The organism is Hymenobacter lapidiphilus, from assembly GCF_013377885.1.
In the GTDB taxonomy this organism is placed as follows: Bacteria; Bacteroidota; Bacteroidia; order Cytophagales; family Hymenobacteraceae; genus Hymenobacter; species Hymenobacter lapidiphilus.
In genome coordinates this window covers 35,490-60,119 of the sequence record NZ_JABKAU010000023.1, presented here as the reverse complement: position 1 = coordinate 60,119, position 24,630 = coordinate 35,490, and the positions used below count along the sequence as shown (strand labels likewise).

Annotated in this window: 21 protein-coding genes; 16 read left to right on the top strand and 5 right to left on the bottom strand. The window is 56.3% G+C overall.

The window, feature by feature from the left end; genetic code table 11:
* Nucleotides 1-235 precede the first annotated feature (235 nt).
* From HW554_RS12925 to HW554_RS12905, 5 genes are all read left to right on the top strand, one after another.
* Nucleotides 236-706, top strand: coding sequence for an acyltransferase (locus HW554_RS12925; protein ID WP_176909007.1), 471 nt, complete (start codon nucleotides 236-238; stop codon nucleotides 704-706).
* Nucleotides 707-777: 71 nt separating this feature from the next.
* Entirely contained in the window at nucleotides 778-2,004 is a 1,227-nt protein-coding gene (locus HW554_RS12920) for an acyltransferase family protein (protein ID WP_176909006.1), read from the top strand.
* A 309-nt stretch (nucleotides 2,005-2,313) separates the two neighbouring features.
* On the top strand, nucleotides 2,314-3,225 hold the full coding sequence (locus HW554_RS12915; protein ID WP_176909005.1) for a glycosyltransferase family 2 protein: 912 nt from the start codon (nucleotides 2,314-2,316) through the stop codon (nucleotides 3,223-3,225).
* Nucleotides 3,226-3,255: 30 nt separating this feature from the next.
* Nucleotides 3,256-4,470, top strand: a complete 1,215-nt coding sequence (locus tag HW554_RS12910; RefSeq protein WP_176909004.1) for a glycosyltransferase — start codon at nucleotides 3,256-3,258, stop codon at nucleotides 4,468-4,470.
* Between the two features lie 216 nt (nucleotides 4,471-4,686).
* The gene (locus HW554_RS12905) at nucleotides 4,687-5,775 is read left to right on the top strand and encodes a mannose-1-phosphate guanylyltransferase (RefSeq protein ID WP_176909003.1); all 1,089 of its coding nucleotides are present in this window, start codon (nucleotides 4,687-4,689) and stop codon (nucleotides 5,773-5,775) included.
* Between the two features lie 243 nt (nucleotides 5,776-6,018).
* On the opposite strand, the gene rffA is transcribed toward HW554_RS12905, so the two are convergent.
* Nucleotides 6,019-7,182, bottom strand: coding sequence for a dTDP-4-amino-4,6-dideoxygalactose transaminase (gene rffA, locus HW554_RS12900; protein ID WP_176909016.1), 1,164 nt, complete (start codon nucleotides 7,180-7,182; stop codon nucleotides 6,019-6,021).
* Nucleotides 7,183-7,375: 193 nt separating this feature from the next.
* On the opposite strand from rffA, the gene HW554_RS12895 reads away from it, so the two are divergent.
* Genes HW554_RS12895 through HW554_RS12885 form a run of 3 tightly spaced genes read left to right on the top strand, consistent with a single transcriptional unit; the run spans nucleotide 7,376 to nucleotide 10,270 of the window.
* The gene (locus HW554_RS12895) at nucleotides 7,376-8,449 is read left to right on the top strand and encodes a glycosyltransferase family 4 protein (protein WP_176909002.1); all 1,074 of its coding nucleotides are present in this window, start codon (nucleotides 7,376-7,378) and stop codon (nucleotides 8,447-8,449) included.
* 13 nt (nucleotides 8,450-8,462) lie between these two features.
* The gene (locus tag HW554_RS12890; RefSeq protein WP_176909001.1) at nucleotides 8,463-9,485 is read left to right on the top strand and encodes a polysaccharide deacetylase family protein; all 1,023 of its coding nucleotides are present in this window, start codon (nucleotides 8,463-8,465) and stop codon (nucleotides 9,483-9,485) included.
* Entirely contained in the window at nucleotides 9,482-10,270 is a 789-nt protein-coding gene (locus HW554_RS12885) for a formyl transferase (RefSeq protein WP_176909000.1), read from the top strand. The genes HW554_RS12890 and HW554_RS12885 overlap by 4 nt, the downstream gene beginning before the upstream one ends.
* 9 nt (nucleotides 10,271-10,279) lie before the next feature.
* Here HW554_RS12885 and HW554_RS12880 read toward each other — a convergent pair whose 3' ends face one another.
* Both HW554_RS12880 and HW554_RS12875 read right to left on the bottom strand, forming a co-directional pair.
* Nucleotides 10,280-11,641 (bottom strand): hypothetical protein, encoded by a 1,362-nt coding sequence (locus HW554_RS12880; protein WP_176908999.1) that lies wholly within the window; start codon nucleotides 11,639-11,641, stop codon nucleotides 10,280-10,282.
* A 92-nt stretch (nucleotides 11,642-11,733) separates the two neighbouring features.
* A complete protein-coding gene (locus tag HW554_RS12875; protein ID WP_176908998.1) occupies nucleotides 11,734-13,047 on the bottom strand; it encodes a tetratricopeptide repeat protein in 1,314 nt (437 codons plus the stop codon).
* A gap of 111 nt (nucleotides 13,048-13,158) precedes the next feature.
* Here HW554_RS12875 and HW554_RS12870 point away from each other — a divergent pair, with 111 nt between their 5' ends.
* The 7 genes from HW554_RS12870 to dnaJ all read left to right on the top strand — a co-directional run bounded on the left by HW554_RS12870 (nucleotide 13,159) and on the right by dnaJ (nucleotide 21,124).
* On the top strand, nucleotides 13,159-14,073 hold the full coding sequence (locus HW554_RS12870; protein WP_176908997.1) for a M20/M25/M40 family metallo-hydrolase: 915 nt from the start codon (nucleotides 13,159-13,161) through the stop codon (nucleotides 14,071-14,073).
* Nucleotides 14,074-14,339: 266 nt separating this feature from the next.
* Entirely contained in the window at nucleotides 14,340-16,541 is a 2,202-nt protein-coding gene (locus HW554_RS12865; RefSeq protein WP_176908996.1) for a sodium-translocating pyrophosphatase, read from the top strand.
* 188 nt (nucleotides 16,542-16,729) lie between these two features.
* Complete coding sequence (gene hpt / locus HW554_RS12860; protein WP_176908995.1) at nucleotides 16,730-17,269, top strand: hypoxanthine phosphoribosyltransferase; 540 nt, start codon at nucleotides 16,730-16,732, stop codon at nucleotides 17,267-17,269.
* Between the two features lie 121 nt (nucleotides 17,270-17,390).
* Complete coding sequence (locus HW554_RS12855) at nucleotides 17,391-18,014, top strand: adenylate kinase (RefSeq protein WP_176908994.1); 624 nt, start codon at nucleotides 17,391-17,393, stop codon at nucleotides 18,012-18,014.
* A gap of 154 nt (nucleotides 18,015-18,168) precedes the next feature.
* Nucleotides 18,169-19,164: a GTPase ObgE gene (gene obgE, locus HW554_RS12850; protein ID WP_176908993.1), complete on the top strand. Its 996-nt coding sequence runs from the start codon at nucleotides 18,169-18,171 to the stop codon at nucleotides 19,162-19,164.
* 161 nt (nucleotides 19,165-19,325) lie between these two features.
* A complete protein-coding gene (locus tag HW554_RS12845; protein WP_176908992.1) occupies nucleotides 19,326-19,868 on the top strand; it encodes a nucleotide exchange factor GrpE in 543 nt (180 codons plus the stop codon).
* Between the two features lie 113 nt (nucleotides 19,869-19,981).
* On the top strand, nucleotides 19,982-21,124 hold the full coding sequence (gene dnaJ / locus HW554_RS12840) for a molecular chaperone DnaJ (RefSeq protein ID WP_176908991.1): 1,143 nt from the start codon (nucleotides 19,982-19,984) through the stop codon (nucleotides 21,122-21,124).
* Between the two features lie 108 nt (nucleotides 21,125-21,232).
* Here dnaJ and HW554_RS12835 read toward each other — a convergent pair whose 3' ends face one another.
* Both HW554_RS12835 and HW554_RS12830 read right to left on the bottom strand, forming a co-directional pair.
* The gene (locus tag HW554_RS12835) at nucleotides 21,233-22,132 is read right to left on the bottom strand and encodes a TraB/GumN family protein (RefSeq protein ID WP_176908990.1); all 900 of its coding nucleotides are present in this window, start codon (nucleotides 22,130-22,132) and stop codon (nucleotides 21,233-21,235) included.
* Between the two features lie 479 nt (nucleotides 22,133-22,611).
* Nucleotides 22,612-23,790, bottom strand: coding sequence for a site-2 protease family protein (locus tag HW554_RS12830; RefSeq protein WP_176908989.1), 1,179 nt, complete (start codon nucleotides 23,788-23,790; stop codon nucleotides 22,612-22,614).
* Nucleotides 23,791-24,027: 237 nt separating this feature from the next.
* Here HW554_RS12830 and HW554_RS12825 point away from each other — a divergent pair, with 237 nt between their 5' ends.
* A complete protein-coding gene (locus tag HW554_RS12825) occupies nucleotides 24,028-24,543 on the top strand; it encodes an RNA polymerase sigma factor (protein WP_176908988.1) in 516 nt (171 codons plus the stop codon).
* Nucleotides 24,544-24,630 lie beyond the last annotated feature (87 nt).

Genomic DNA, 24,630 nt, shown 5'->3' with positions numbered 1-24,630 from the left:
CACACCCCCTGTCTAGGCGGCGTGTCAAATGACTCGATTTTCCCACCGGTTTACTGGTCTACTAAGCTCCATACGAGGTTTTCGTCAAACCTGCCTCACCAATAACACGCCATTTCTACCCGCGCTACTTTTGCACGTCTGGCGCAAGACTTATTACGAGGTTGGTATTATTTCCCCATGGAGTGCCCGTATTCGGGGGCTCCGTAATATCGACACATCCCGAGGGTTTCTGAATATGGTGCTCAGTTGCGGGCCTATTGATGGAGACCAGCCCACGGTGCTGGATATAATGGGCAAGCTGCGCCTGCATGGCAACGTGGCGCTGGCCCAGGGCTGCCTGATTGACGTTGGCCCACAGGCTGTCGTTGAAATCGGCCAGCAGACCTATATTAATCCCCGAACGCAGCTTATCATCAAGCACGGCCTACGCATCGGGGAGTATTGCGCCATTTCCTGGGAATGTCAATTCTTGGACGAGGACTTCCACGCACTCACCTACGAAGGACAACGCCCCGTAGAAACCCCCGAAATCGTAATCGGGAACCACGTCTGGATTGGTAACCGGGTGTGCGTATACAAGGGCACGGTGATTCCCGATGGCTGCGTGGTGGCCAGCAATTCGGTGGTGAAAGGTATATTTACCGAGGAAAACCTGCTGTTGGCCGGTAACCCGGCTAAAGTGATTCGCCGGAATGTACAGTGGTAGGCTTGTGCATCGACAGGTAAATAGACCAGCTTGCGCGAGTAGGACGGCTGATTTCATCAGGTTTCAATGAATTGCCTGATCTAACATACTTTGCTAAAAGTGATAAAGAAACAACCGACAGTCACAGGCGTATCGGAACGCAACAACGCAACAACGCAACAACGCAACAACGCAACAAGCCGCTTTATTTTCCTTCGCTAACCGGCATACGGGCCGTTGCGGCTTACATGGTATTCTTCTTCCATGTTGCCCAAGCAGCGACTCTTGGTAATGATTCAGCGGTCAACTGGCTGATAGTAGAAGCAAGGCAGTGGCACATAGGAGTAGGGGTGTTTTTTGTGCTGAGTGGCTTTTTAATTACCACGCGCTACGCTCATCGCATTGAGCCGAGATGGAGCTGGGCCAAGCGCTACCTACAGAACCGCTTCGCCAGAATATATCCCATATTCTTTTTGTTGACGGTTGCCTCTTTTATACTATTCACGAAGTGGCCGACAAGTGCTTTTTATGCCTGGCCTGCCTACTACACTTCCATCCACAAAGCGGGGGCTATATTTTTTAATCTAACGCTGACGCGGGCCTTCTTCTATGATATTCATCTTCTGGGCTTACCCACAGCTTGGTCGCTCACGGTAGAGGAATGCTTTTACATAAGCGCACCCTTTATCCTGCTCAGCCTGCGTCAAGGTAGATTATGGAAGCTGGCCCTGTACCCCCTGCTGGCGCTGTTTCTAGGGGTCGGCTTAGTCTGGCTGTGTGGACGGTTGCGGCTGCCCTACGCGCCAATGAAGGATTTACACTTCATGTTCATGTTCACGTATTTCGGCCGTTGCGCGGAATTTGTTTTCGGTATGGCCCTGGCATTATGGCTGCAAAAACAGACCGGCTATCAGGCGAAGAATACTTATTACACTGTGTTGGGCGGAGTTGGAATCTTAGTTTTTACCGCCATCATTGCCATGCAACAGGGCTTGGCACCTTTACTCAATCCTGAAAGCTGGTCTTACACTCAAATTTTCGCCAACAACTTTGTTTTACCGGGGCTGGTTTGTCTGCTTTTCTACGGCTTGCTTACAGAGCAGTCGGCGTTTCGGCGCTTGCTCGAAACGAAGTTGTTTGACTTGCTAGGCAAAAGCTCTTACATATTTTACCTCATCCATCTTGGCATCTTCGATACCTTATTTGTGAATTATGTCTCAGCGAATAGCTGGGTAAGACTTGTTGCTTACACGCTGGCTTCCATTGCCCTGTATAAATACATTGAATCTCCTATTCATAAAAAGCTGCGCAGCAAGTAGCAGAGGATACTACGTGAAATTAATTTAATCACTCAGGTATCATCGCCATCGTGGTGGTGAGCAAGGTGCTGCCTGCTTCAGACCCGGCCCACCACGCCGCTACGTGTCTAGTGGCCGTGAGGCTGTCGGCAGCCTCCTACAAGTTCCTGGAAAAGTCCTTCCTAACCCTGAAAAAGCGCTTCGTCCGCATCGAAAGCGGTGCATAATGCTCGCGGCCTACTCCCGCTTATTTAGCTCGCTGGTGTAAACACCCTGTGGCACTCACCCTTTGCGGTGGCTGGCTATCCGGCATAGCTATACATTTACAGGATGATAAGTCCGACTGCCCCCTTCTTCTCCATCGTTATCCCCACGTATAACCGCGCCGGTTTCATTGCCCGCACCCTTGATACGGTGCAGGCGCAGACATTCGAGGCCTGGGAGGTGCTGGTTGTGGACGACGGCAGCAAGGATGATACGACTGAAGTGGTGCGGCCATTTCTGGCGGATGCCCGCTTTCACTATCTGCCCAAAGAAAATGCCGAACGGGGTGCGGCCCGCAATTACGGCCTGGCCCGCGCCCGCGGCGAGTACGTGATTTTTTTAGACTCCGACGACTTATTCCACCCCAACCACTTAGCTACCCTGCACGCTGCTATAACTGCGGCGGCCACCCAACCCGACTTTATTGCGACCAAGTACGACTTCGACCGCGACGGGCAGCGTCGGCCCTCCGACCTGGCCATGTTGCCGGCGGGCCCGTTAGGGTTCGAAAGCTTTTTGGGAGGGAACTCCTTGGCGTGCAATGTGTGCGTGCGCCGTCAGAATCCGGCATTACGTCTCTTCGAGGAAGACCGTCGCTACGCGGCCGTGGAGGACTGGCTATTTCTGCTGGAGAACACGCAGCATGGTGCCGCAGTGCAACTCGTGGACGCTGTAACGCTGACCATGAATGACCACGACCAACGCTCCATGCGCTCGGACAACCAAGGTCTGATCCAGCGTTTGGAGCTAGCGGCTGGCTGGATGGAACAGCATCTCACATTAACTGATGAGCAAAGGCAACGGTTGCTAGGTCGGGTCTATTACCTTTGTGCTATTCACGCCTACGCTGATGGTCATCGGGGGCAGGCTCTGGGTTTCGCCCGGCAGGCCGCACCGGGTATAGGAATCAAAGCGGCCGTTGCGCTATTTCTGCGTAGTGTGTTAGGCGTGAAAGTTATCGGGCTACTAAAGAGGTAGAGTCTTGCCCGGCTTCAACTGGCTGATTGCATGCGTATTTTATTTCTGGGTTATTGGGGCCTGCACGATGGCCTGACCACGAGCACCGTATTTCCACACCTGCGCATTTTGCAGCAGCGCCCCGATGTGGCGGCGGTGCGGCTGGTTACGATTGAGCGGGGGACGGATGCGCAGGCAGAGCTTGTTTTCGCGCCCGGCTTCGCGGCCGACAAAATCAGTTTCAAGCCCTTGCGTTCCCGGCCCGGCCGCAACGTGATTCTCAATAAAATAGAGGACTTCACCCGCTTCCCCCAGGAGCTGATAAATCAGGTAGCCGAATTCAAGCCTGATTTCATTCTGGCCCGGGGAGCACCGGCCGGGGCCTTGGCCTACCTGGTGTGGAAAAAGACGAAGACCCCCTTCTACGTCGAATCTTTCGAGCCGCACGCCGACTACATGTTGGAGTCGGGCGTGTGGCGGCGCTACGACCCGCGCTACCTGTTTCAGCGGCACTGGGAGCAGAAGCAGAAGCAGTTGGCGCGGGGCCTGATGCCGGTGGCCGAGAACTACCGCGACCAGCTAATTGCGGAAGGAGTGCCCGCTACGCAGATTATAACGGTGCCCTGTTCCGTGAGCCTGTCGGCTTTCGCGCCCGATCCGGCGCGGCGTAGCCAGGTCCGCCAGCAGCTGGGCTTCGCGGTGGATGCACTGGTGGGCATCTATGTGGGTAAGTTCGGCGACATCTACTACGATGAAGAAGCCTTCGACTTATTTAAAGCTGCTGCCGCGCACTTTGGGCCCCGATTCCGATTGATCGTGCTGACACCCGATCCGGCGGCTGAAGTGCGCGCTAAACTGGCCGCCGTGGGGTTGGGAGACAACCATAGCTTCGTAACCAAAGCCCCGCACGCAGAAGTACCGGCCTATCTGGCCGCCGCCGACTTTGCTTTTGCGCCCATCCGGCCGGCCGCTTGCCGGCGGTTCTGCTCCCCGATAAAGGTGGGGGAGTACTGGGCCAGTGGTTTGCCAGTGCTACTAACGGCCGGCGTGGGCGACGACAGTGATATTATCGAGCGGGAGGGAGGAGGAGCCATTTTCACGCTGGTCCAGCCCGAATCGGTACCAGCGGCTATTCAACGCATCGCGGCTATTGTGGAGCAACCCAACTACCGGCAGCTGATAATAGGGCTGGCGGCCCGGCACCGCTCAATTCAGCGGGCGGAGCAGGCATATGAGAACTTTTTTGGTGGGCTTCTGCCGGCTTAGTTGCCGGAAATTTCAACCGCGCTGAAGGCCTGGCATAGTTAATGGCGAATATCGGCGACGATGCCAACTGATGTGGCCCACTGATAAAGAAGCTGTTTAGAAAGTCAACAGGACGTCATGCTTCATCTGGCGTCCGCGAAGTCGAAGCATGACATCCTAATTGATTCCTGGCGCTTCCTGAACAGCTTCAAAATTTAGACAACAATTAATTTCAAGATGAATCAACACACCTACCTCGTCGTGATGGCGGGCGGCATTGGCAGCCGGTTCTGGCCTTTCAGCCGGACCAACCATCCGAAGCAGTTCCACGATGTGCTGGGCGTGGGCCGGTCGATGCTCCAGATGACGGTAGACCGTTTCGCGGGCATCTGCCCGGCTGAAAACGTGTTTGTAGTCACGAACCGCGACTATACCGAGCTGGTGCAGCAGCACCTGCCCGAGATGCCGGCTGACCAGATTCTGGGCGAGCCCATCGGCCGCAACACGGCTCCCTGCATTGCCTACGCCAGCTACCGCATTGCCCGCCAGGATCCGCAGGCCGTTATTATCGTGTCGCCGGCCGACCACGCAGTGGTGCGGGTGGATGAATTCCGGCGCGTGGTGAGCCAGGCAGTGGACGCGGCCCGGACGCAGGATATTCTTATTACTATCGGCCTGCAGCCTACCCGCCCCGATACGGGCTACGGCTACATTCAGTACCGGGAAGGGCAGGAGGCGGGTATTCCGGTGGAGCTGCGCAAGGTGAAGACTTTCACTGAGAAGCCCAATCTGGAGCTGGCGCAGGAATTCGTGCGCAGCGGGGATTTCCTCTGGAACTCGGGCCTGTTCGTGTGGCGGGCCGAGGTAATTGTCCGGGCCTTCGGGCAGTACCTGAGCGATATTGCCGAGGTATTTGAGGAAGGGGCCGCGGAGTTGGGGACTGAGCGGGAGGTCGACTTCATTACGCGCGCCTACGCCCACTGCCGCAACATCAGTATTGATTACGGCGTGATGGAAAAGGCCGATAATGTATATGTTATGCCGGCAGAATTTGGCTGGAGCGACCTGGGTACCTGGGACTCATTGCACCGGATTGGCCAGCCGGATGCGCAGGGCAACGTGGTGGATGGCGATACGCTGCTCTACGACACGACCAACTGCATGATTAAGACGCCCACCGAGCGGTTGGTGGTGGTGCAGGGGCTCGAAGGCTACATTGTAGCCGAGTACGACAACGTACTGCTGATTTGCAAGCGCACCGAAGAGCAGCGGGTCAAGGAATTCGTGGCTGATGCAAAGGCGAAGAAGGGCGCGGGCTATAATTAACCCAAGTCGCAGACGGCATGATAAGGAAGCTGTTCAGAAAGCATCCAAAACCAAATAGAACGTCATGCTGAGCCTGTCGAAGCATCTCTACTGCTTCGTTGAATTACTGTTACAAAGCGGTAGAGATGCTTCAACAGGCTCAGCATGACGTTCTGAACAGCTTCGAGAGCCAAAACCAGCTTTCCTGCTCATCTGAGGAGGGAAGCTGGGTTTAGCTTTTAATGCTACAGGCTAAAACTTGGGTTAGGTATTCATGCTGTAAAATCCCTTAACCGCCCCCACAATCCGTTGCTGCTGCTCGGGCTGTAACTCGTGATAGAGCGGTAGGCGCAGTAGCGTGCGGCTGAAACGGTCGGCGTGGGGGAGGGGGCGGCCGTCGTGGCGGGGCGCGTAATAGGGGCTGCGGTGCAGGGGCAGGTAATGGAACACAGCCAGGATGTGCCGCTGCCGGAGATGAGCCAGCAGTGCATCGCGCTCGGCTTCGGAGCGGCAGAGCAGGGCGAACAGGTGCCAGTTGGGTTGCGCGTCGGGTATGGCGGGCAAGAGCCGCAACGTCCCGGCAGCAGCCAATGGGGCCAGGGCGGTGGCGTAGAATTGCCATTGCTGCTGCCGTCGCCGCTGAATGGTTGCGCGGGCTTCCAACTGGGCCCATAGATAGGCGGCGTTCAGCTCGGAGGGCAAAAAAGACGAGCCGATGTCCACCCATTCGTAGCGGGCGGCCTCGCCCCGGGCGAAGGCGGCGCGGTTGGTGCCTTTCTCCCAGATGATTTCGGCCCGCTCGGCCAGACGCGGGTCGTTGACCGCCAGCAAGCCCCCTTCCCCGGCACTCAGGTTCTTGGTTTCGTGGAAGGAAAAAGCGGCGAGGTGGCCAAACGTGCCCAGTGGCCGGTCGTGGTAGCGGGCCTCAATGGCCTGGGCCGCGTCTTCCACCACCCATAAATTGTAGCGCTCGGCCAGGGCCAACAGGGCCGGCAGATCGGCGGGGGGATGGCCGCCGTAGTGCACCACTACCATGGCCCGGGTGCGGGCCGTAATCAGCAGTTCGAGCTGGGCGACGTCGAGGTTAGGATGCTCGGGGTGGCTGTCGACAAAGATGATGCGGGCCCCGCGCAGCACGAAGGCGTTGGCCGTGGAGGTGAACGTGTAGCTGGGCACGATAACCTCGTCGCCCGGCTGAATATCGAGCAGCAGCGCGGCCATTTCCAGCGCAGCGGTGCCGCTGGTAGTCAGCAGTGCCTTGTTGATGCCGTACTGCTGCTCGAAAAACTGCTGGCAGCGCCGCGTAAATTCCCCGTTTCCTGAGAGCTTGCCCGCCGCCACGGCCTGCCGGATGTAGTCCAGCTCGGGGCCGGCTAGGTGGGGGCGGTTGAAGGGAATGAAATCGGGCGGCAGGGGCGCGGGTAGCATGGGAGCCGGATTAAAGAGCTTGCCGATAGCGGCGGGGCAATAGGCCCAAAGGTAATGGGCCAAAGCGGAGAAGGGCCACGGTATTGGGAAACCTGCCTGGGAGGTTGCCGACGTGCCAGCCAGTCGCCGTATCTTTGGCCTTGATATGGCTCCAACTTTGCTGCCAGCCCCCGCCAGTATTTTGTTAGTGCGTATGAAGATTTTATTTATGGTACCCTATCCTACCGGCAAGGCTCCCTCACAACGGTTTCGGTTTGAGCAATATTTCGGGGCCCTCGACGAGGCCGGCTATCAGTACCAGATTGCACCTTTTATTTCGGAAGCTACCTGGCGAATTCTGTACCTACCAGGTCACCAGCTGCGCAAGGTATTGGGCATCGTTAGCGGCTTTGCTAGCCGGGCCGCCCAGTTGCTGAAGGTTCATAAGTATGATTACGTATTCATTCACCGGGAGGCTTCGCCAATCGGGCCGCCATTATTCGAGTGGTTGCTGGCAAAGGTGTGGCGGAAGAAAATCATCTACGACTTCGATGACGCCATCTGGATGCAAGATCCCGCCAGCCGATCAACCTTGATTAGCCGGTTGAAATGGCAACAGAAGGTAGGACATATTTGTGGTTGGGCCGAGAAAGTTAGTTGCGGTAATGCTTACCTGCGCGACTATGCTGGTCAGTTTAATGCCCGCGCAGTCATCAATCCGACCACTTTGGACACTGAGTTGTTGCACAATCAAGTACGTGACCAGTACGCGCCGGGCCGATCAGTCATTGGATGGACTGGCACCCATACCACCTTGCGTCACCTCGACTTGGTATGGCCAGTGTTGGAGCAATTGCAGCAGGAGGGCCACGACTTCGAGTTTCGGATTATCTCCAATGCGCCCCCACCACCGCAGCAACTACAAAACCTGCGTTACCTACCGTGGCGTAAGGAAACTGAAATTGCGGATCTAAGTCAGTTTCATATTGGCCTGATGCCACTCGTGGACGACCCTTGGGCGCGGGGTAAGTGTGCGTTCAAAGCCTTGCAATACATGTCTCTGGGCATGCCGGCACTGGTTTCGCCGGTAGGTATGAACACTGAAGTGGTGCAGGACGGCTATAACGGTTTCGTATGCGCCACAAGCGGGCAATGGTATGCTGCCCTGGTGGCTTTGCTCACGGACAAAGACTTATGTGCCCGGCAGGGAAAGGCGGCCCGCCAGACTATTGAAGAGCACTACTCAGTGCGGTCGAATCGGGCAAACTTCCTGTCTTTATTCAACTAATTAGCAAAGTATAATGAACCAACAGACCGAGCAAACGCCGTCACAGGGCCATTTTATAATATCCCTGGACTTTGAGCTTAACTGGGGCGTACGTGACCAGCAAACTCTGGCAGTATATGGCCCCAATCTGTTGGGCGTCCGGCAGGCCATTCCCGCCACCTTAGCGCTGTTCACCGAATTTGGCCTCCGGGCCACCTGGGCTACGGTAGGGCTACTCTTTTTTGAAAATAAACAGCAGTTACTGGCTAATCTGCCTAATATCCGGCCGCAATATGTTGACCCCAACTTATCGCCTTACTCGGCGGTGGATCAGATTGGGGATGATGAAGCTTCCGATCCATACCATTTCGGCCATAGCCTATTGGCGCAAATCCGGGCCACTCCCGGACAGGAAGTAGCCACGCACACTTTCTGCCATTATTACTGCTTGGAGCGCGGGCAGACGGCCGAGTCGTTCGCGGCCGACTTAGCAGCAGCTACAGCGGTTGCGCACGAGCAGGACATTACGCTCCGCAGCTTGGTATTTCCGCGCAATCAATACAACGCGCAGTACGTGGCCATTTGTGAAGCACAAGGAATAAGTAGCTACCGGGGAAATGAGAAATCCTGGATTTACCGGGAACGTAGTGAAGAGCAGCAAAGCCTCTACAAGCGCGGGGTCCGGCTGCTGGACGCATACCTTGATTTATCGGGCCCTAACTGCCACACCCTGGCCGATATTGCCCAGCAGTTTCCTTATAATATTCCAGCCAGCCGCTTTTTACGCCCTTGGTCTGGTAAACTGCGGACTCTGGAAAAACTGCGTCTGCGCCGGATTCTACGCGGAATGGAATATGCTGCCCGACACGGGCAGGTCTTCCATTTGTGGTGGCACCCGCATAACTTCGGAGCAAATTTGACGGAAAATATGACAGTGCTCCGCCGTATTGCGGAGCATTACCGCTACCTCAACACCCGTTTTGGGCTGCAGAGCCAGACCATGGCTGACTTGGCTACCGAGCTTCAACAGCAAACCACCAGCACGACCACCGTATGAGTCCCACTGCCGAAAACAACCGGAAAGTTATTATTCTCGCTGGACCAGGCGAATCTACCAATATTCTTTTTCATGCCTTGGATGCCGAGTTCGGCATAGCACACATTATCGTTGAAACCCCAGTTAGCCAACAAATGCTGCTAAAGCGCCGGAGCAAAAAGCTGGGTTATGGCACCGTAGCGGGTCAAATCCTATTTAAACTATTAATTGCCGGACCGTTGAGTCGTCGTTCACGGCAGCGGCTGCTTCAAATCAGGAGGGAGGCAAATCTCGATAACCAACCTTTACCCGAAGAACGAGTTATTCGGGTGGAATCGGTGAACTCAGCGGCGTGCATAGCCCAACTACAGGAGTTAAATCCGGCAGTTATTGTGGTGAATGGCACGCGGATTATTTCCCAGCAGGTGTTAACAAGTGTGGGGGCAAAATTCATTAACACCCACGCCGGGATTACACCCTTGTACAGGGGGGTACACGGTGGTTACTGGGCTTTAGCGAACAGTGATCCAAGCCACTGCGGAGTGTCGGTTCATTTAGTCGATCCAGGCATTGATACGGGGGCAATCATTGCCCAAGCTTTGATCCAGCCAACGGCGAACGACAACTTCGTAACCTACCCACTCCTCCAGCTAGTGGCCGGATTACCGCTACTAAAACAGGCAGTACGCGACGCGCTGCAAGGCATACTGCAACTAAAACCCGCACCCGAAGGTAAATCACGGCTCTGGTCGCATCCCACTCTGGCTGAATATATACGCATTCGACGCCGCTTTGGGGTCTGCTAATGCAACATCCTACGCAGCTTGTGGAGAAGTGCGCCCCTGAGCAATCAGGGGCGCTTTTTTAATTCTACGGCGGGCACCTTGTGCCTTGTTTTGCATGATAAATAAGGCGGAGAGAAAGAAGGGCATGAGCGGAATTTTATAACGTACTAAGGTGCCAAAATTACCGCTCGTGGTGCCCACCCCGATTGCCATGATGATGGAGAATATAAAGCAGAAAGTTAAAATAGGCTCAGAAGCTATAAGTTTCAAAGACATAAAAAAACCTGTTTTATATATCAAACTGAGCGTGAGGTACAGAAAGAACGTAGCCTCTAATGCTGAGAGCAGCATAACCGGATTACGTGCTTCAAAAAGAAAGGGGCGGAATAGTGCAACGATGACGGCTTGGGGGGCTACTTTAACGATAGAGCCCAATGTGCCATCTAGCTCACCAATATTATAGGCTGAACCACTAGTTACATATTCGCTAAGATACTCCTGAGTTATTTTGCTGCGTTCGCCAATTTTTTCAACGTCAAATCGCTTGTCACCGGCCGTTAGATTTGTGGCGGCGACGTATGCTATAGCGGCTCCTGCCACCAGAAAAAATGGCTTAAGTAGTAACCGAGCAGTTGCAGATTTAATACGAGCATTGTTCTCGTTAAAGATCCAAAATAGAGCGGGAGGGGTAAAGGAAAGTAATATATATATTTTAGCTGATATGACAATATAAGCCCCTAGTGATCCAAGCAGAGAAGCCAATAAGAGGCTTTTCTTCACGATGAAAACGTGATAAAAGCCGTAAAAAACCCAGCCTAGCGCCCCTATACAGAGTGCGTCTTTCATCAGACCTGAGCCCCAGAAAAACACTGAAGGCAGAAACAAAACAGCAATAGCTAAATTCTTATAGGCCAGGGGGTATATTCTAACAAATGTTATATACATAGCCCACATCCCGCAGAAGCTTATGAAGGCAAAAAATAGAGCAATTACGGTATAAGTATTGAAACATAGAAGACCCAATAGACTAGCAATCTTTACCACGAACATTTCAGTGGAGTCGGGTTCCCACCAGAACATCTGCCCCGTGTACCTTACAATGGATGGTTCGTAGGTACCATTAGTAGTCAGGATTTTCAGACCGGCTGCGAAAGAGTCGCCGAAGGCCTGATAGATAATCTTGGTGTGGAGGTAATAGTTGAATGTATCCCCGCCCCCGTAATAAAATTGGTAGATTAGTCCCAATGAAATAGCACCCAGAAACTTAACCGATAGCGCCGGGATGAAGTATTTCTTCGTCAGGGAGTTCGTGAACCGCTTGCGCACTGCGAAGGCCAGCCCATAAAATAGAGCCAGGTAAAACGGAGTCAGGAAGAGGTCCTTTAAGTCCATAACGGGTGTTCAGTTGGGTACGTCAGCGTGTATAGGCTGCGTTCAGCATGCCATTATGGCCTATGTCTCGGCTCTTCTACAATATTTGCCGGCTATTTAACCTTCAAATACCCCCGCGCTTCTTTGTACTGGTCGGACTTACGGTCCGATTTTTCCAGCACCACGGCGTAATAACGGCGGGCGGCGCGCCCATCCTTTGCATCGGTGGCGAGGCGGGCCAGGGCTAGATTGGCGAACACGTAGAAACCGTAGTTGGTTTCGTTGTTCTGTTCGGCAAACACGATACAGCGCTGGTAGTAGTCGCGGGCCTTGGCAAGGTCCTTATACTTATGCTGCATGAAGTAGGCCAGGAAGTAGGTGGCGTAACGGCCCCCATTGGCCTCATAGCCGGGAAGGCCGCGGCCCAGCTTATCGAGCAGGTCTCGGCTAACCCGCTCGCACTCCCGGAACTGGCCTTCGCGGAAGCAGGCGTTAGCGTAGTGCCGTTGGAAAAACGCGTTTTCGGGATAGGTGGTGGCCAGATACCGGGCTACAGGCAGGGCTTCGGCTGGCTTGTCTTCCTCGATGAGAAGAATACGCATGAGGTAGGTGCGTGCCTCTGGACCGACATAAAACCCGTTCTCAGCTACGTTGCGCAACTGTTGCAGACCTAATTGTTTATTCCCTTTCGGAAAGAACAGTAGCACAGGCTTGAGAAGGGGGTAGTTTTCGGGAACCCATACAGCATAGTAATTAAACAATGCCTGCCCGAAAAGAAACTCAGGGCTCAGGTCGTTGGCTTCCTTGCTTTTTTCTAGGTAGTCGAGTGCGCGTTTGGCGCTGACGGTAGCTTTGCGCCAGTCGCGACGCTCGGCATGCAGGCGGGCATCGAAGCCATAGCCGGCGGCCAGAAAAAAGCAGGCCTCATAATTCTTATTATCCTTTTTGTAAAGTGCCTCCGCCTTGGTTATCGTGGTATCCATGTAGGCGAAAAACTGCCGGTCGTAGAGCTTGGTCTGAATACCGGTAGGCACGATTTTCCACCAGGCGCTGAGCCCCAGCAGAAAATAGGGCATCGGATGGTTGGGGTACCGTCGGCGGAGGCTCCTGAATTGGCGCTCGGCCTTGTCGTATTTAAAGTTGTAGAGGTTGTATACGGCCCCTTCTAACTCGGTCTGAATATCCTTGTCGAGTAGCAGCCAACCCGAAATGTCAACGGTTGCCGGGGCCACATCAACATTTTCCAGCTTCACCTGCCGAGTCGAGTCGGGTAGCAAGTCGGGGCGTGTAAGATCGGGGCCCATGGTCTCCGAACGCGTGGCCTCAGAAGGCGGCGGTGGAGGAGGGATGCCAACTGGCTGCTGGGCGCGGGCCACCCAGGGAAGCAGTAACAGCAGAAAAAATAATAATTGTAACAATTGGTGCATACGCTCGGCAAATCGCAACGGCGGGCAGAAGTGGAAACGAGCCCGCTGAAGCCCGACGGAAAGGCTAAAGTAGAACTTTTAGCGCTATTTTGGACAAAAAAAATATACCAGATGGAGCTTCTACGCGCTATGTGCCATATTCAGGCCCCTTCAGGGCATGAAACCCAACTCACTGAATTTGTGCTCCGCTATGTGGGGCAAAACGTGGACCAGTGGCACACTAAGCCTGATGTACTAACAGGAGATGAATTTCAGGATTGTATTATTCTGGTGTTTGGTAGGCCGCGTACCGCTGTTTTTGCCCATCTCGACAGCATCGGCTTTACTGTGCGTTACGGCCGGCAGTTAGTGCGCATTGGTGGGCCAGTGGCCGAAACCGGCTACCGGCTGGTGGGCGAAGACTCTCAGGGAAAGATTGACTGTACCCTGGTGGTGGACGAAGCTACCGGCGCATTGAGCTACGACTATAGCCGGGAAATTGACCGAGGCACGGAACTGACGTTCCATTGCGACTTTCGTGAAACCGAAACCACTGTGCAAAGCTGCTACCTCGACAATCGTTTGGGTGTCTGGAATGCACTGCGGCTGTGCGAAACACTGGAGCACGGTATTATAGTGTTCTCATGCTGGGAAGAGCATGGTGGGGGCTCGGTAGCTTACCTGGCCAAGCATATCTACGAAACCTATGGTGTACGCCAGGCCCTGATTTCCGACATCACTTGGGTAACCGAAGGTGTGCACCCCGGTGAGGGTGTCGCCATCAGTTTGCGCGACTCGCTGATTCCGCGCCGTGCCTACGTTGACCGCATCCGCCGGATAGCGGCAAAATCTGGCGTTCCGCACCAACTGGAGGTGGAAGGCAGCGGTGGCTCCGACGCCAAGGAACTCCAGCATGGCGCTCAACCTTGGGACTGGTGCTTTGTTGGAGCCCCCGAGGATAACGTGCATTCCCCCGACGAAATCGTGGACAAGCGCGATATTGAGAGTATGCTGGCGCTTTATCGGGTATTAATGCGGGAGCTGTAGAATTCCTGAGCTCTTAGCTGAAAGCTGCTGGCTGTTAGCTTCCGTTCAAACAGAAGTTACCGTCTTCTGGAGGAGAAAGGACGTCATTTAAGCTGTGTAGCGCAACACCTACATAGCTTGAATGACGTTCTTTTTGTGTAGAAGAGAGCCAACAGCTAATCGCTCTCGGCTAACAGCTAAAAATCAGAAGCATTGGGTATTAGCGAATAAGCTCTATTTTACCCCACCTAAACTCTTTCTCAACCAAAACCAACTTCCCACCGCTTATGCCGCTTGTTCTTTACGCCGTGCCCGTACTGGGCCTTTTTGCGCTTTTGTATACCTGGGTGCGCTCGGGCTGGGTGAGCCGGCAGGATGCCGGCGACGAGCGGATGCGCACTATTGCCGGCTACATTGCCGATGGGGCCATTGCCTTCCTGCGGGCCGAATACCGGGTGATGGCCATCTTCGTGCTCATTGCCTCGGCCTTCCTGTTCTACCTGGGTAGCACCGGTGAAAAGTCGAGCCCGGTAATTGTCATTGCTTTCATCATCGGGGCCTTTCTGTCGGCGCTGGCGGGGTATATTGGAATGAAGATTGCCACCAAGGCCAACGTGCGCACGGCCCAGGCGGCCCGCACAAGTCTAAGTAAAGCGCTGAATGTGTCGTTTTCGGGTGGTTCGGTGATGGGTATGGGCGTGGCCGGACTGGCCGTGATGGGGCTTGGCTCGCTCTTTATCGTCTTCTACCAGCTATTTGTAGTGAGCAAGGGCGGAACGGCCAATGGCATCGAGATGGAAACGGCGCTGGAGGTGCTCACGGGCTTCTCGCTGGGGGCCGAAAGCATTGCCCTGTTTGCCCGCGTGGGCGGCGGCATATACACTAAGGCCGCCGACGTTGGAGCCGATCTGGTGGGTAAAGTGGAGGCCGGGATTCCAGAAGACGACCCCCGCAACCCCGCCACCATTGCCGATAACGTGGGCGACAACGTAGGCGACGTGGCCGGCATGGGCGCCGACCTGTTCGGCTCCTACGTGGCCACTATTCTGGCGACCATGGTGCTGGGCCGCGAAGTTATTGCCCGCGGCGACCAGTTTCAGGGCCTCTCGCCGATTCTGCTGCCGATGGTGATTGCTGGCATGGGCATCGTGGCCTCGCTGATTGGCATTTTGCTGGTGCGGGTAAAGGAGGGCGGTAACGTGCAGGGTGCGCTCAATTTTGGCAACTATGTGTCGGTGGTCGTTTCGGCGGTGGCTTCGTTCTTCATCATCCGCTGGATCCTGCCTACTGAGGACCTCGTGATTCGTGGCGTTACGTTTAATGCCATGAGTGTCTTCTGGGCCGTGATTGTCGGCCTGATAGTGGGCACGCTGATGAGCATCATCACCGAATATTATACGGCTATGGGCCGGCGGCCGGTGCTCAGCATTGTGCGCCAAAGCTCCACGGGGCACGCCACCACGGTTATTGGCGGGCTGTCGGTGGGGATGGAAAGCACCGTGCTGCCCATTCTGGTGCTGGCGGCGGGCATTATTCTCAGCTATGAATTCGCCGGACTTTACGGCGTAGCCATTGCCGCAGCCGGTATGATGGCCACCACCGCCATGCAGCTGGCTATCGACGCCTTCGGCCCCATTGCCGATAACGCCGGCGGCATTGCCGAAATGAGCGACTTGCCCAAGGAAGTGCGCGAGCGGACCGATATTCTGGATGCCGTGGGCAACACCACCGCCGCCACGGGCAAGGGTTTTGCCATTGCTTCGGCCGCGCTTACCTCGCTGGCCCTGTTTGCCGCCTTCATGGGCACGGCTAACATCACGAGTATCGATATCAGTAATGCCCGGGTGCTGGCAGGGCTGTTTGTGGGGGCCATGATTCCGTTTATCTTCTCGGGCCTGGCTATTTCGGCCGTGGGGCGGGCGGCTATGGCTATGGTGCAGGAAGTGCGCCGTCAGTTTCGCGAGATTCCGGGTATCATGGAAGGCACTGGTCGGCCTGAGTACGAGAAGTGCGTAGCCATTTCCACCGACGCCGCCATCCGCGAAATGATGCTGCCGGGTGCCATTGCCCTGCTGGTGCCGGTGCTGGTGGGCTTCACCTTCGGGCCCGAAGTGCTGGGCGGCACGCTGGCCGGCGTAACGGTGAGCGGCGTGTTGATGGCCATCTTCCAGAGTAATGCCGGTGGGGCTTGGGACAACGCCAAAAAGTCGTTTGAGAAAGGCGTGATGATTGACGGCGTGATGCAGTACAAAGGCTCAGATGCCCATAAGGCCTCCGTAACCGGCGACACAGTGGGCGACCCGTTCAAGGACACTTCGGGCCCCAGCATGAACATCCTCATCAAGCTAATGAGCATTGTTTCGCTCGTTATTGCCCCCCACATTGCCGCCCCGAGCCGCGGTGTGGTGCAGGCTCCTGAGGTGCCGGCTACGCACGTGCGGTCCGCGTTACCCGTGCCGGCTGCTGCAGTAGCTGTATTGATTAAGTAGAGAACGAGTTGGGTGCGGGGCTTACCTGCGCCGTTAAACGACCACATCAGGTTCCGTGCAACGGCGGGCGGGGACAAGCCCCGCACCCTACCTCGCTTTTTCCCCAAACCCTCCAGCTATTTACTGCCATCTAAGCGGTAAACTCTACCTTTGACCTGCCTATTGACTTTGAGCCCAACCTCAAGCAGATGAATCCCGACCATATTACGCTGCACGACAAAGAGTTTAAACCCTATTTGTCGGCCCGGGAGTTGACGACGGCCATTGCCGACGTCGCCGGTCGCATCAATCAGGATTATGCCGGCCGGCAACTGCTGTTTGTGGTGGTGCTCAACGGCTCGTTCATGTTTGCCGCCGATCTGCTCAAGCACATCAGCCTGACCTGCGAAGTATGCTTTATCCGGGTGGCCTCCTACACGGGCACCAGCAGCAGCGGCGAAATCAAGGAGGTGCTGGGCCTGACTGAGGAGCTGCAGGGCCGCCATGTGGTGCTGGTAGAAGATATCGTAGATACGGGCCACACCATGCGCATGCTGCTCGATACGCTGGGGGCCAAACAACCAGCCTCGCTGGAAGTGGCCACGCTGTTTCTCAAGCCCGAGTGCCTTCAGCATGAACTGCCGTTGCGCTACGTGGGTCTGCCCATTCCCAACGACTTTATTGTGGGCTACGGCCTCGATTTCGACGGTTTGGGCCGCAATTACCCCGACGTCTACCAAGCCGTATAAGCCGGACCGTCGCCTCCGATACCGGATTCCGGCCGTAGCTTTGCGCGGGGCGTTTGCCGTTTCGTGCTTATATTTCCCAAACCCGCCTATTTCAACCTTTCCGCGTAACTCCTCGCTGCTCATGCTTAATCTTGTACTATTTGGCCCTCCCGGGGCCGGTAAAGGCACGCAAAGTCAGAAGCTGATTGCCCGCTATAACCTGGTGCACCTCTCTACCGGCGACCTGCTGCGGGCCCAGATTACCCGCGGTACTGAGCTGGGCCTGAAAGCCAAAAAGCTCATGGACGAAGGCCTGTTAGTGCCCGATGAGGTAGTAATCGGCATGATTGGTTCGGCCCTCAAAGAGAACGAGCAGGCGGCAGGCTTCATCTTCGATGGTTTCCCGCGTACCGTGCCCCAGGCCGAAAGCCTCGACCAGTTGCTGGCTGTGCACAATACCAAGGTGTCGTGCATGGTGGCGCTGGAAGTGCAGGAGCAGGAGCTGGTGAAGCGGCTGCTGGAACGTGGTAAAACCTCGGGCCGCCCCGACGACCAGGATGAGGCTAAAATCACCCGGCGCGTGACGGTGTACAACACCGAAACCGCCCAAGTGGCCGGCTACTATGCTACCCAGAATAAATTTCACGCCCTGAACGGGATTGGGGCCATCGATAATATTTTCGGCCAGATCTGCGCCATCCTCGATCAGCACCAGCCCGCTACTACCAGCGGCAGCCAGCAGGCTACCAAGGAAGTAAAAGCGTAACTTTGCCGCTGCGGCCCGCTCGGGCTGCGGCAGAATCTCCCTTCTGTCATCCTGCGTACTCCGCTCAACCAGCGGAAGGGGCAGGATGACAGTCTTTTTTAGGGATGATAGGGCTTCTATCTCCTGTCTTCCAACTCCTAGCTTCGCAACGAAATTGGCTTCTAATAACTTCATCGACTACGTTAAAATCAATTGCCGCTCGGGCCGGGGCGGGGCAGGTTCGCACCACTTTTTCCGGGCCAAGGGCCTGCCCAACGGTGGGCCTGATGGTGGCGACGGCGGCCGTGGTGGTCACATTATTCTGGAGGGCAGCTCCCAGCTGTGGACGTTGCTGCACCTGCAGTTTCGGAAGCACCTGATTGCCGAGGCGGGCGAAGGCGGCGGCGAAAACCTGCGTTCCGGTAAGCAGGGCCAGGATATTATTATTCAGGTGCCGCTGGGCACGGTAGCCCGCGACGCCGAAACCGGCGAGAAGAAGCTGGAGATTACCGAAGCTGGCCAGCGCCTGATTCTGACGCCCGGCGGCCGCGGCGGCCTCGGCAACGACCACTTCAAATCGGCTACCAACCAGGCGCCCAGCTATGCCCAGCCCGGCGAGGAGGGCATTGATGAGTGGGTGATTCTGGAACTCAAGCTGCTGGCCGATGTGGGCCTGGTGGGCTTCCCGAACGCGGGCAAGAGCACGCTGCTTTCGGTGGTTTCGGCCGCCACGCCCAAAATTGCCGATTACGCCTTCACCACCCTAACGCCCAACCTGGGTGTAGTCGCCTACCGCGACTACAAGTCGTTTGTGATGGCCGATATTCCGGGCATTATTGAGGGGGCGGCCGAGGGTAAAGGCTTGGGCCACCGCTTCCTGCGTCACGTCGAACGTAACTCGATTCTGCTGTTTATGATCAGCTGCGACTCGCCCGACATCAATGCCGAGTACCAGGTGCTACTCAGCGAGTTGGAGCAGTTCAACCCCGAGTTGCTGGACAAGAAACGGCTGCTGGCCATCACCAAGTCGGATATGCTTGATGAGGAGTTGGAGGAGGAAATCCGGGCCACGCTGCCCACCGAGCTGCCTACCGTTTTCATTTCCAGCCTGACCAACAAAAACATCCAGCCGCTGAAAGACATGATCTGGACGGCGCTGCACGCGGAGTAGAGTGCCATAAATAACGGGCCGGGTGCAGGAACGACTCCTGCGCCCGGCCCGTTGTTTGTGCCAAACTGACAGCCAATACCGCTTTGGCCTATTGCTTGCACCCGGCCTCTTGCCTTTCGGCTAATCCAGTGAAAAACCCTTTTCGACGATATTTTACGACTATGGCTGACGACCAGAACCTGCCCCAGGACGACAACCTGACCGACCCCGCTGCCCCCGTGGCTGGCGAAATGACCGACGAGCCAACGACCGAAACCGGTGTTCCCGCGGCCGATACCGAGCTGGCCGACCTTAAGGACAAGTACCTGCGCCTGGCGGCTGAGTTTGAGAACTACAAGCGTCGCACTTCCAAGGAGCGCATCGACCTGTTCAAGAGCGCCAACCAGGAGTTGATGGTTGTGTTGCTGCCCGTGCTGGATGATTTTGAACGGGCCCGTCACCACACCCAGACCACCGAAGATGCCGGCACCGTGCGCGAGGCCATGAACATCATCCAGAACAAGCTTGGTAAAATTCTGGAGCAGAAGGGACTGACTCCGATGAATGCCGCAGGCACAGCCTTCGACCCCGAGCTACACGAAGCTATTACCCAGATTCCGGCTCCGTCGGAGGACATGAAGGGCAAAATAGTGGACGAAGTGGAGAAGGGCTACTATCTGGGAGATAAGGTGCTACGCCACGCCAAAGTGGTGCTGGGCCAGTAAACGAAACAACGCCTGTCATGCTGACGAAGGACGCATCTCTACCGCTTCTTCGAAGGATTACCACTTTGGTAGAGATGCGTCCTTCGTCAGCATGACAGACGAAATACAACAACATGGCAACGAAGCGAGATTATTACGAGGTGCTGAGCGTGGCCAAAAACGCGGCGGGCGACGAGATTAAGAAGGCCTACCGCAAGGTGGCCATCAAGTATCACCCCGACAAAAACCCCGACGACCCTACGGCCGAGGACAAGTTTAAGGAGGCGGCCGAGGCGTACGAGGTGCTCAGCAATGAGCAGAAGCGTGCCCGCTACGACCAGTACGGCCACCAGGGCATGGGCGGCAACGGCGGCGGCAACCCCAACATGGAGGACATCTTCAGCCAGTTCGGCGACATTTTCGGCGGCGGCGGCTTCGAGAGCTTCTTCGGGGGCGGCCGGGGCCAGCAGGGCGGGCGGCGCGTGCGCAAGGGTTCCAACCTGCGCATCAAGCTCAAGCTCGATCTGGAAGAAATTGCCAACGGCGTCGAGAAGAAGATAAAGGTGAAGCGCTACGTGGCCTGCGAGCCATGCTCGGGCACGGGTGCCAAAAACGGTACCGACCTGAAAACCTGCGGCACCTGCAACGGCCAGGGCCAGGTGAAGCGCGTGGTGAACACCATGCTCGGCCAAATGGTAAGCGCCAGTACCTGCCCCACCTGCGAGGGCGAAGGCAAAGTGGTAACCAGCACCTGCGACACCTGCAAGGGCGACGGCCGCCAGCTGCATGAGGAGGTCATTCCCATCAATATCCCGGCCGGCGTGGCCGAGGGCATGCAGCTGAGCATGACCGGCAAGGGCAACTACCCCGAGCGTGGTGGCGTGCCCGGCGACCTGCTTATTCAGATTGAGGAAGAGCCGCACGAGCTGTTGCGCCGCGAGGGCAACAACATCATGTTCGAGCAGTATATCTCGTTCGTGGATGCCGCTTTGGGCTCCAACATCGAGGTGCCGACCATCGAGGGCAAGGTGAAAATCAAGGTGGAGCCGGGCACCCAGCCGGGTAAAATCCTGCGCCTGCGCGGCAAGGGCATCAAGGACATCAATGGCTACGGCCGTGGCGACCAGCTCATCCACCTCAACGTCTGGACCCCCAAAAACGTGAGCAATGAGGAGCGTGAGTTACTCGAAAAGCTGCGCGACTCGCGTAATTTCACGCCCAGCCCGGGTAAAAACGACAAGGGCTTCTTCGAGAAAGTAAAGGAGTACTTCGCGTAGCTGCTGGTTTAGCCAGCAAAATAATCCGTCGATATTCTCCCTTCACAGAAAAGCCCGCCTTCCTTAACCGGAAAGCGGGCTTTTTTACTGCCTGAGACCTGTCTGGGGCTACAGAACAGGTTTTACCTGGTACCCTTGCTGACGGAGCAGCGTTAGTACGCCATTTGATCCACCCAGGTGGGCGGCACCGACGGCGAAAAAGGTGGGTTTGTTGGAGGCTTGTTGGGCCATCAGAGGTATCCAGCGCTTGTTGCGGTTGGTGATGAGTTCATCCTCGTATTCCTTCATACCGAACTGGCTGGCCAGTGAGGCTTTTAGGAGGCCTTCGACGTCTTGGGCCTGGTATAGCTGGAACAGGGCCTTGAACTCCTGCTGGGCTTCGCTGCGCTTGGCTACCATATCCGACAGCATGCGGGCCTGCTTGTCGCAGGGGATTTTATCGAATATGCCCATTTGATCGGCTACCGTTTCGAGGCCGATAACTTCTAACTGCTTGGCTTTGGCTATGTCTACCAACGTCCCCTCGTAGCTGCCTACCGGGCAGCCGAGCGTTTTGGGGTACATCAACGACGACAGGATGAAGGGTTTCATGGTGCCCATTTGGGCGAAGGGCATCTTCAGCTCGTTGGTGTAATATTCACTCACGGCGGCGTATTCTTCCTTCGTCATGCAGCCCTGCACGGTCTGGCCGGCTGGTAGCATCATCTGGCCGCGCATCTCCTCCATCATCGTGGGGCTATCCATATCCACCTCCAGTGCAATTTGCTGGGAGTTATCGATGGCCTTTTTCACGGCCTCGCTCATCTTCAGGTCGTCGGCGCAAAGCAGGTGGATGGTGCCAAACACGTAAGAGGGTTTGGCGAGCTTGTTGCCCGAAATTTCCCAGAGCAGGGATTTAGTTGTTGCCGGAGCAGTAGCTGTTTTGGGAGCTTTAGCCACCTTTTGGGCCTGAGCAAGCGGACTGGCAAGTAGTAAAGTGGCGGCGAACGAGAGGCTAAAAAGACGCATTTTTTACAGGAAAAGGTGGAAAAGGGGAGGGGATGGTTTTAAATGACTTTTTGATTTGTGGGCCAGCCGTGAGCTTGTGCGTGGCTTGATGCAGCAGGTTGACGGCCTCAGAACTATCGTTAAGCTGCTTTCGCCCGAAAGGTACTCCGGCTCATCGGGTCGTAGTTGGGTGGCGGTAAAACAGGCGTAGCAAAAGCGCCTGTTGCTGCTTAGGTCGCGTCCTCACATGCTGAAATCAGTGCTGATTTCTTGAATAGAATTGTTTGGCTGTTCTGAAATGGTCGTTCAACGATTTCAGTAATTCCGGTGAGCCGAGCAGCTGCCGCTGGGAGGAGATTTGCCGGGTATATCGACGGTTTTCGGCGGGCATTACACGATGTGATAAAGTTTTTTTCGTGGAGGTGCGCGAGAAAATAAAAAGCGCCCGCCCCAAAAGAGGCCGGCACTTTTCATGATGCAGCGTTCCGGTTGGCAGACGGCTACGGTAGTGTTTGCAGGGGCGCATCGGGCAGGGAATCTACCATCCGACGGAGCAGCTTGGCCCGTAGCACATCTTCGGTTTTGGTGGGCGTGGCGGGCAATGCCTGCTGTCCTTGGTGGGCGAGGCGGCGGGCTTCGCTGGTATTCTGGTGGGCCAGCGCCAAGGCTGCCTGCACGAGGTAGTGCTGGGCGGTGGGCGTTTGGCGCAGGGCTGGTTTGATGGTGTGCCAGGCCTGCTCGGCGGCAGTTGCGTCGCGGGCTACAAAAGCTTCGGCAAAGGCGCGCTCTTTGCTGATTTCGTTCCGGAAAAGCTGTGGCTGGTTATTGGCCAGCTCTTCGGCAGCGCGGATATGGCCTAGCGCCGCCAAATCCTCGGCCCGATCGAGGCCGCGGTAGTAGGCCATAAAGTGCGCAAAGCAGCGTACGAGCGGTTCCTCATCAGCAAGCAGCAGCGCTAACTGGTCGGAGTCGAGCTCTGCGTAGGGCTGGCCCGACTGGACATGGGCCAACAACTCTAGCTGGGCCTGCTCGGTGGCCGCAGCTGGCCCACCGCCCAATAGCCGGAAAAACCGGCCCCGGTCGGTGAAGAAAGGACCCGTGCGTTTGGGCAGCGTAGTAGCCAAAAACAGCATTACCGACATCAGTCCGAATACCAGCAGGAAAACCACCCCGGTTCGCCCGCCTACCGTGTTTAGGAGCGTGGTGGTGGGCGAGTGCAGCAGGTGCCAGCCCGTGGCTAGGGCTGCTGCACCGGTGAGCAGGCTGGTTAGCGGGCCCGCGGCACAGATGGCCGCCAATTGCTGCCGTAGCCGGGGGCCGCGGCGGGTCGGTACGGTGGCCGCCACGCCCCCTGCCAGGGCCAGGTCACGATTGAAATATACCTGTATCCGGTCGGTAAGCGGGTGGCGGCGGACGCCCAATAGCCCCGCCACGAAGAGGACAAAGCGAAACCCCTGGCCCAAGCCTACCAGCAGGTGGCCCAATTCGTGCGCGGCCAGTGCGGCCCACATTGCCATCAGCACAGCTCCTGCTTTGAGCAGGTTTTCAGCCCATCCAACGGCATGACCAAAGAGTGGATGGAGGTCGGGTGCCGGAATCAGCTTAACGAGACTCCGGCCAATCACTACCCCGATCAGCGCAGAGCCTACGATGATGATTAGGAGACGAGCTTTTTTCATGTGGTGGCTGATTGTAGATGGCGATACAGCAAACTGTGAATAGCTTGAACAGCTTGCTATTGCACTGAAATATAGGTATAAATACATGTTTCTGGGGTGCTTTGCTGGGCCATAGATATGTCTGGCGGAACAGACTCCTTGCCTACTCCTTGGTGTGTTGCTCAGTGGGAAAATAAAATATCTTAATCCTGTAATGCTGACTGAAAACCGTCGATATAGACGTCAAATCTCCTCCCGATGGCATCTGCTCCGCTCGCACCGGAATTCCTGGAACTCCTGAACGCCCACCAGCCCCGGCTGCGGCGGGTGGCACGCCTATACTGCGCCGATGCCGACGACCGGCAGGACTTGTACCAGGAAATTGTGCTGCAGCTGTGGCGGGCATGGCCGCGCTACGAGGCCCGGCCCGACGTGCAGGTGGGGACCTGGCTGTATCGGGTGGCCCTGAACGTGGCTATATCGGACCTGCGCCGCCGCGGCCGCCAGCCCGCCGCGGCCCGTCTGCCCGGCCCCGATGGGCTGCCCGAAATGCCCGCGCCCCCGCCCGAAGGCCCCGACCCCGACGACCTGCTTGAGCTCTACCGAGCCATCGCACGGCTTTCCGACGTCGAAAAGGCCTTCGTGTTGCTCTATCTGGAAGAAAAGACCTACGCCGAAATGGCCGATATCCTCGGCATCACCCAAAATAACGTGCGTGTGAAAATGCACCGGGTGCAAGACAAGCTTCGCCAACTGCTAACCCAACCCGCCTGATGGAACTCGATGACTTGAAGAGCCGCTGGCAGCACCAGCCCATTGGATTTCCTGCGGATACCATTACTTCTGAACAAGCCCTCCGCA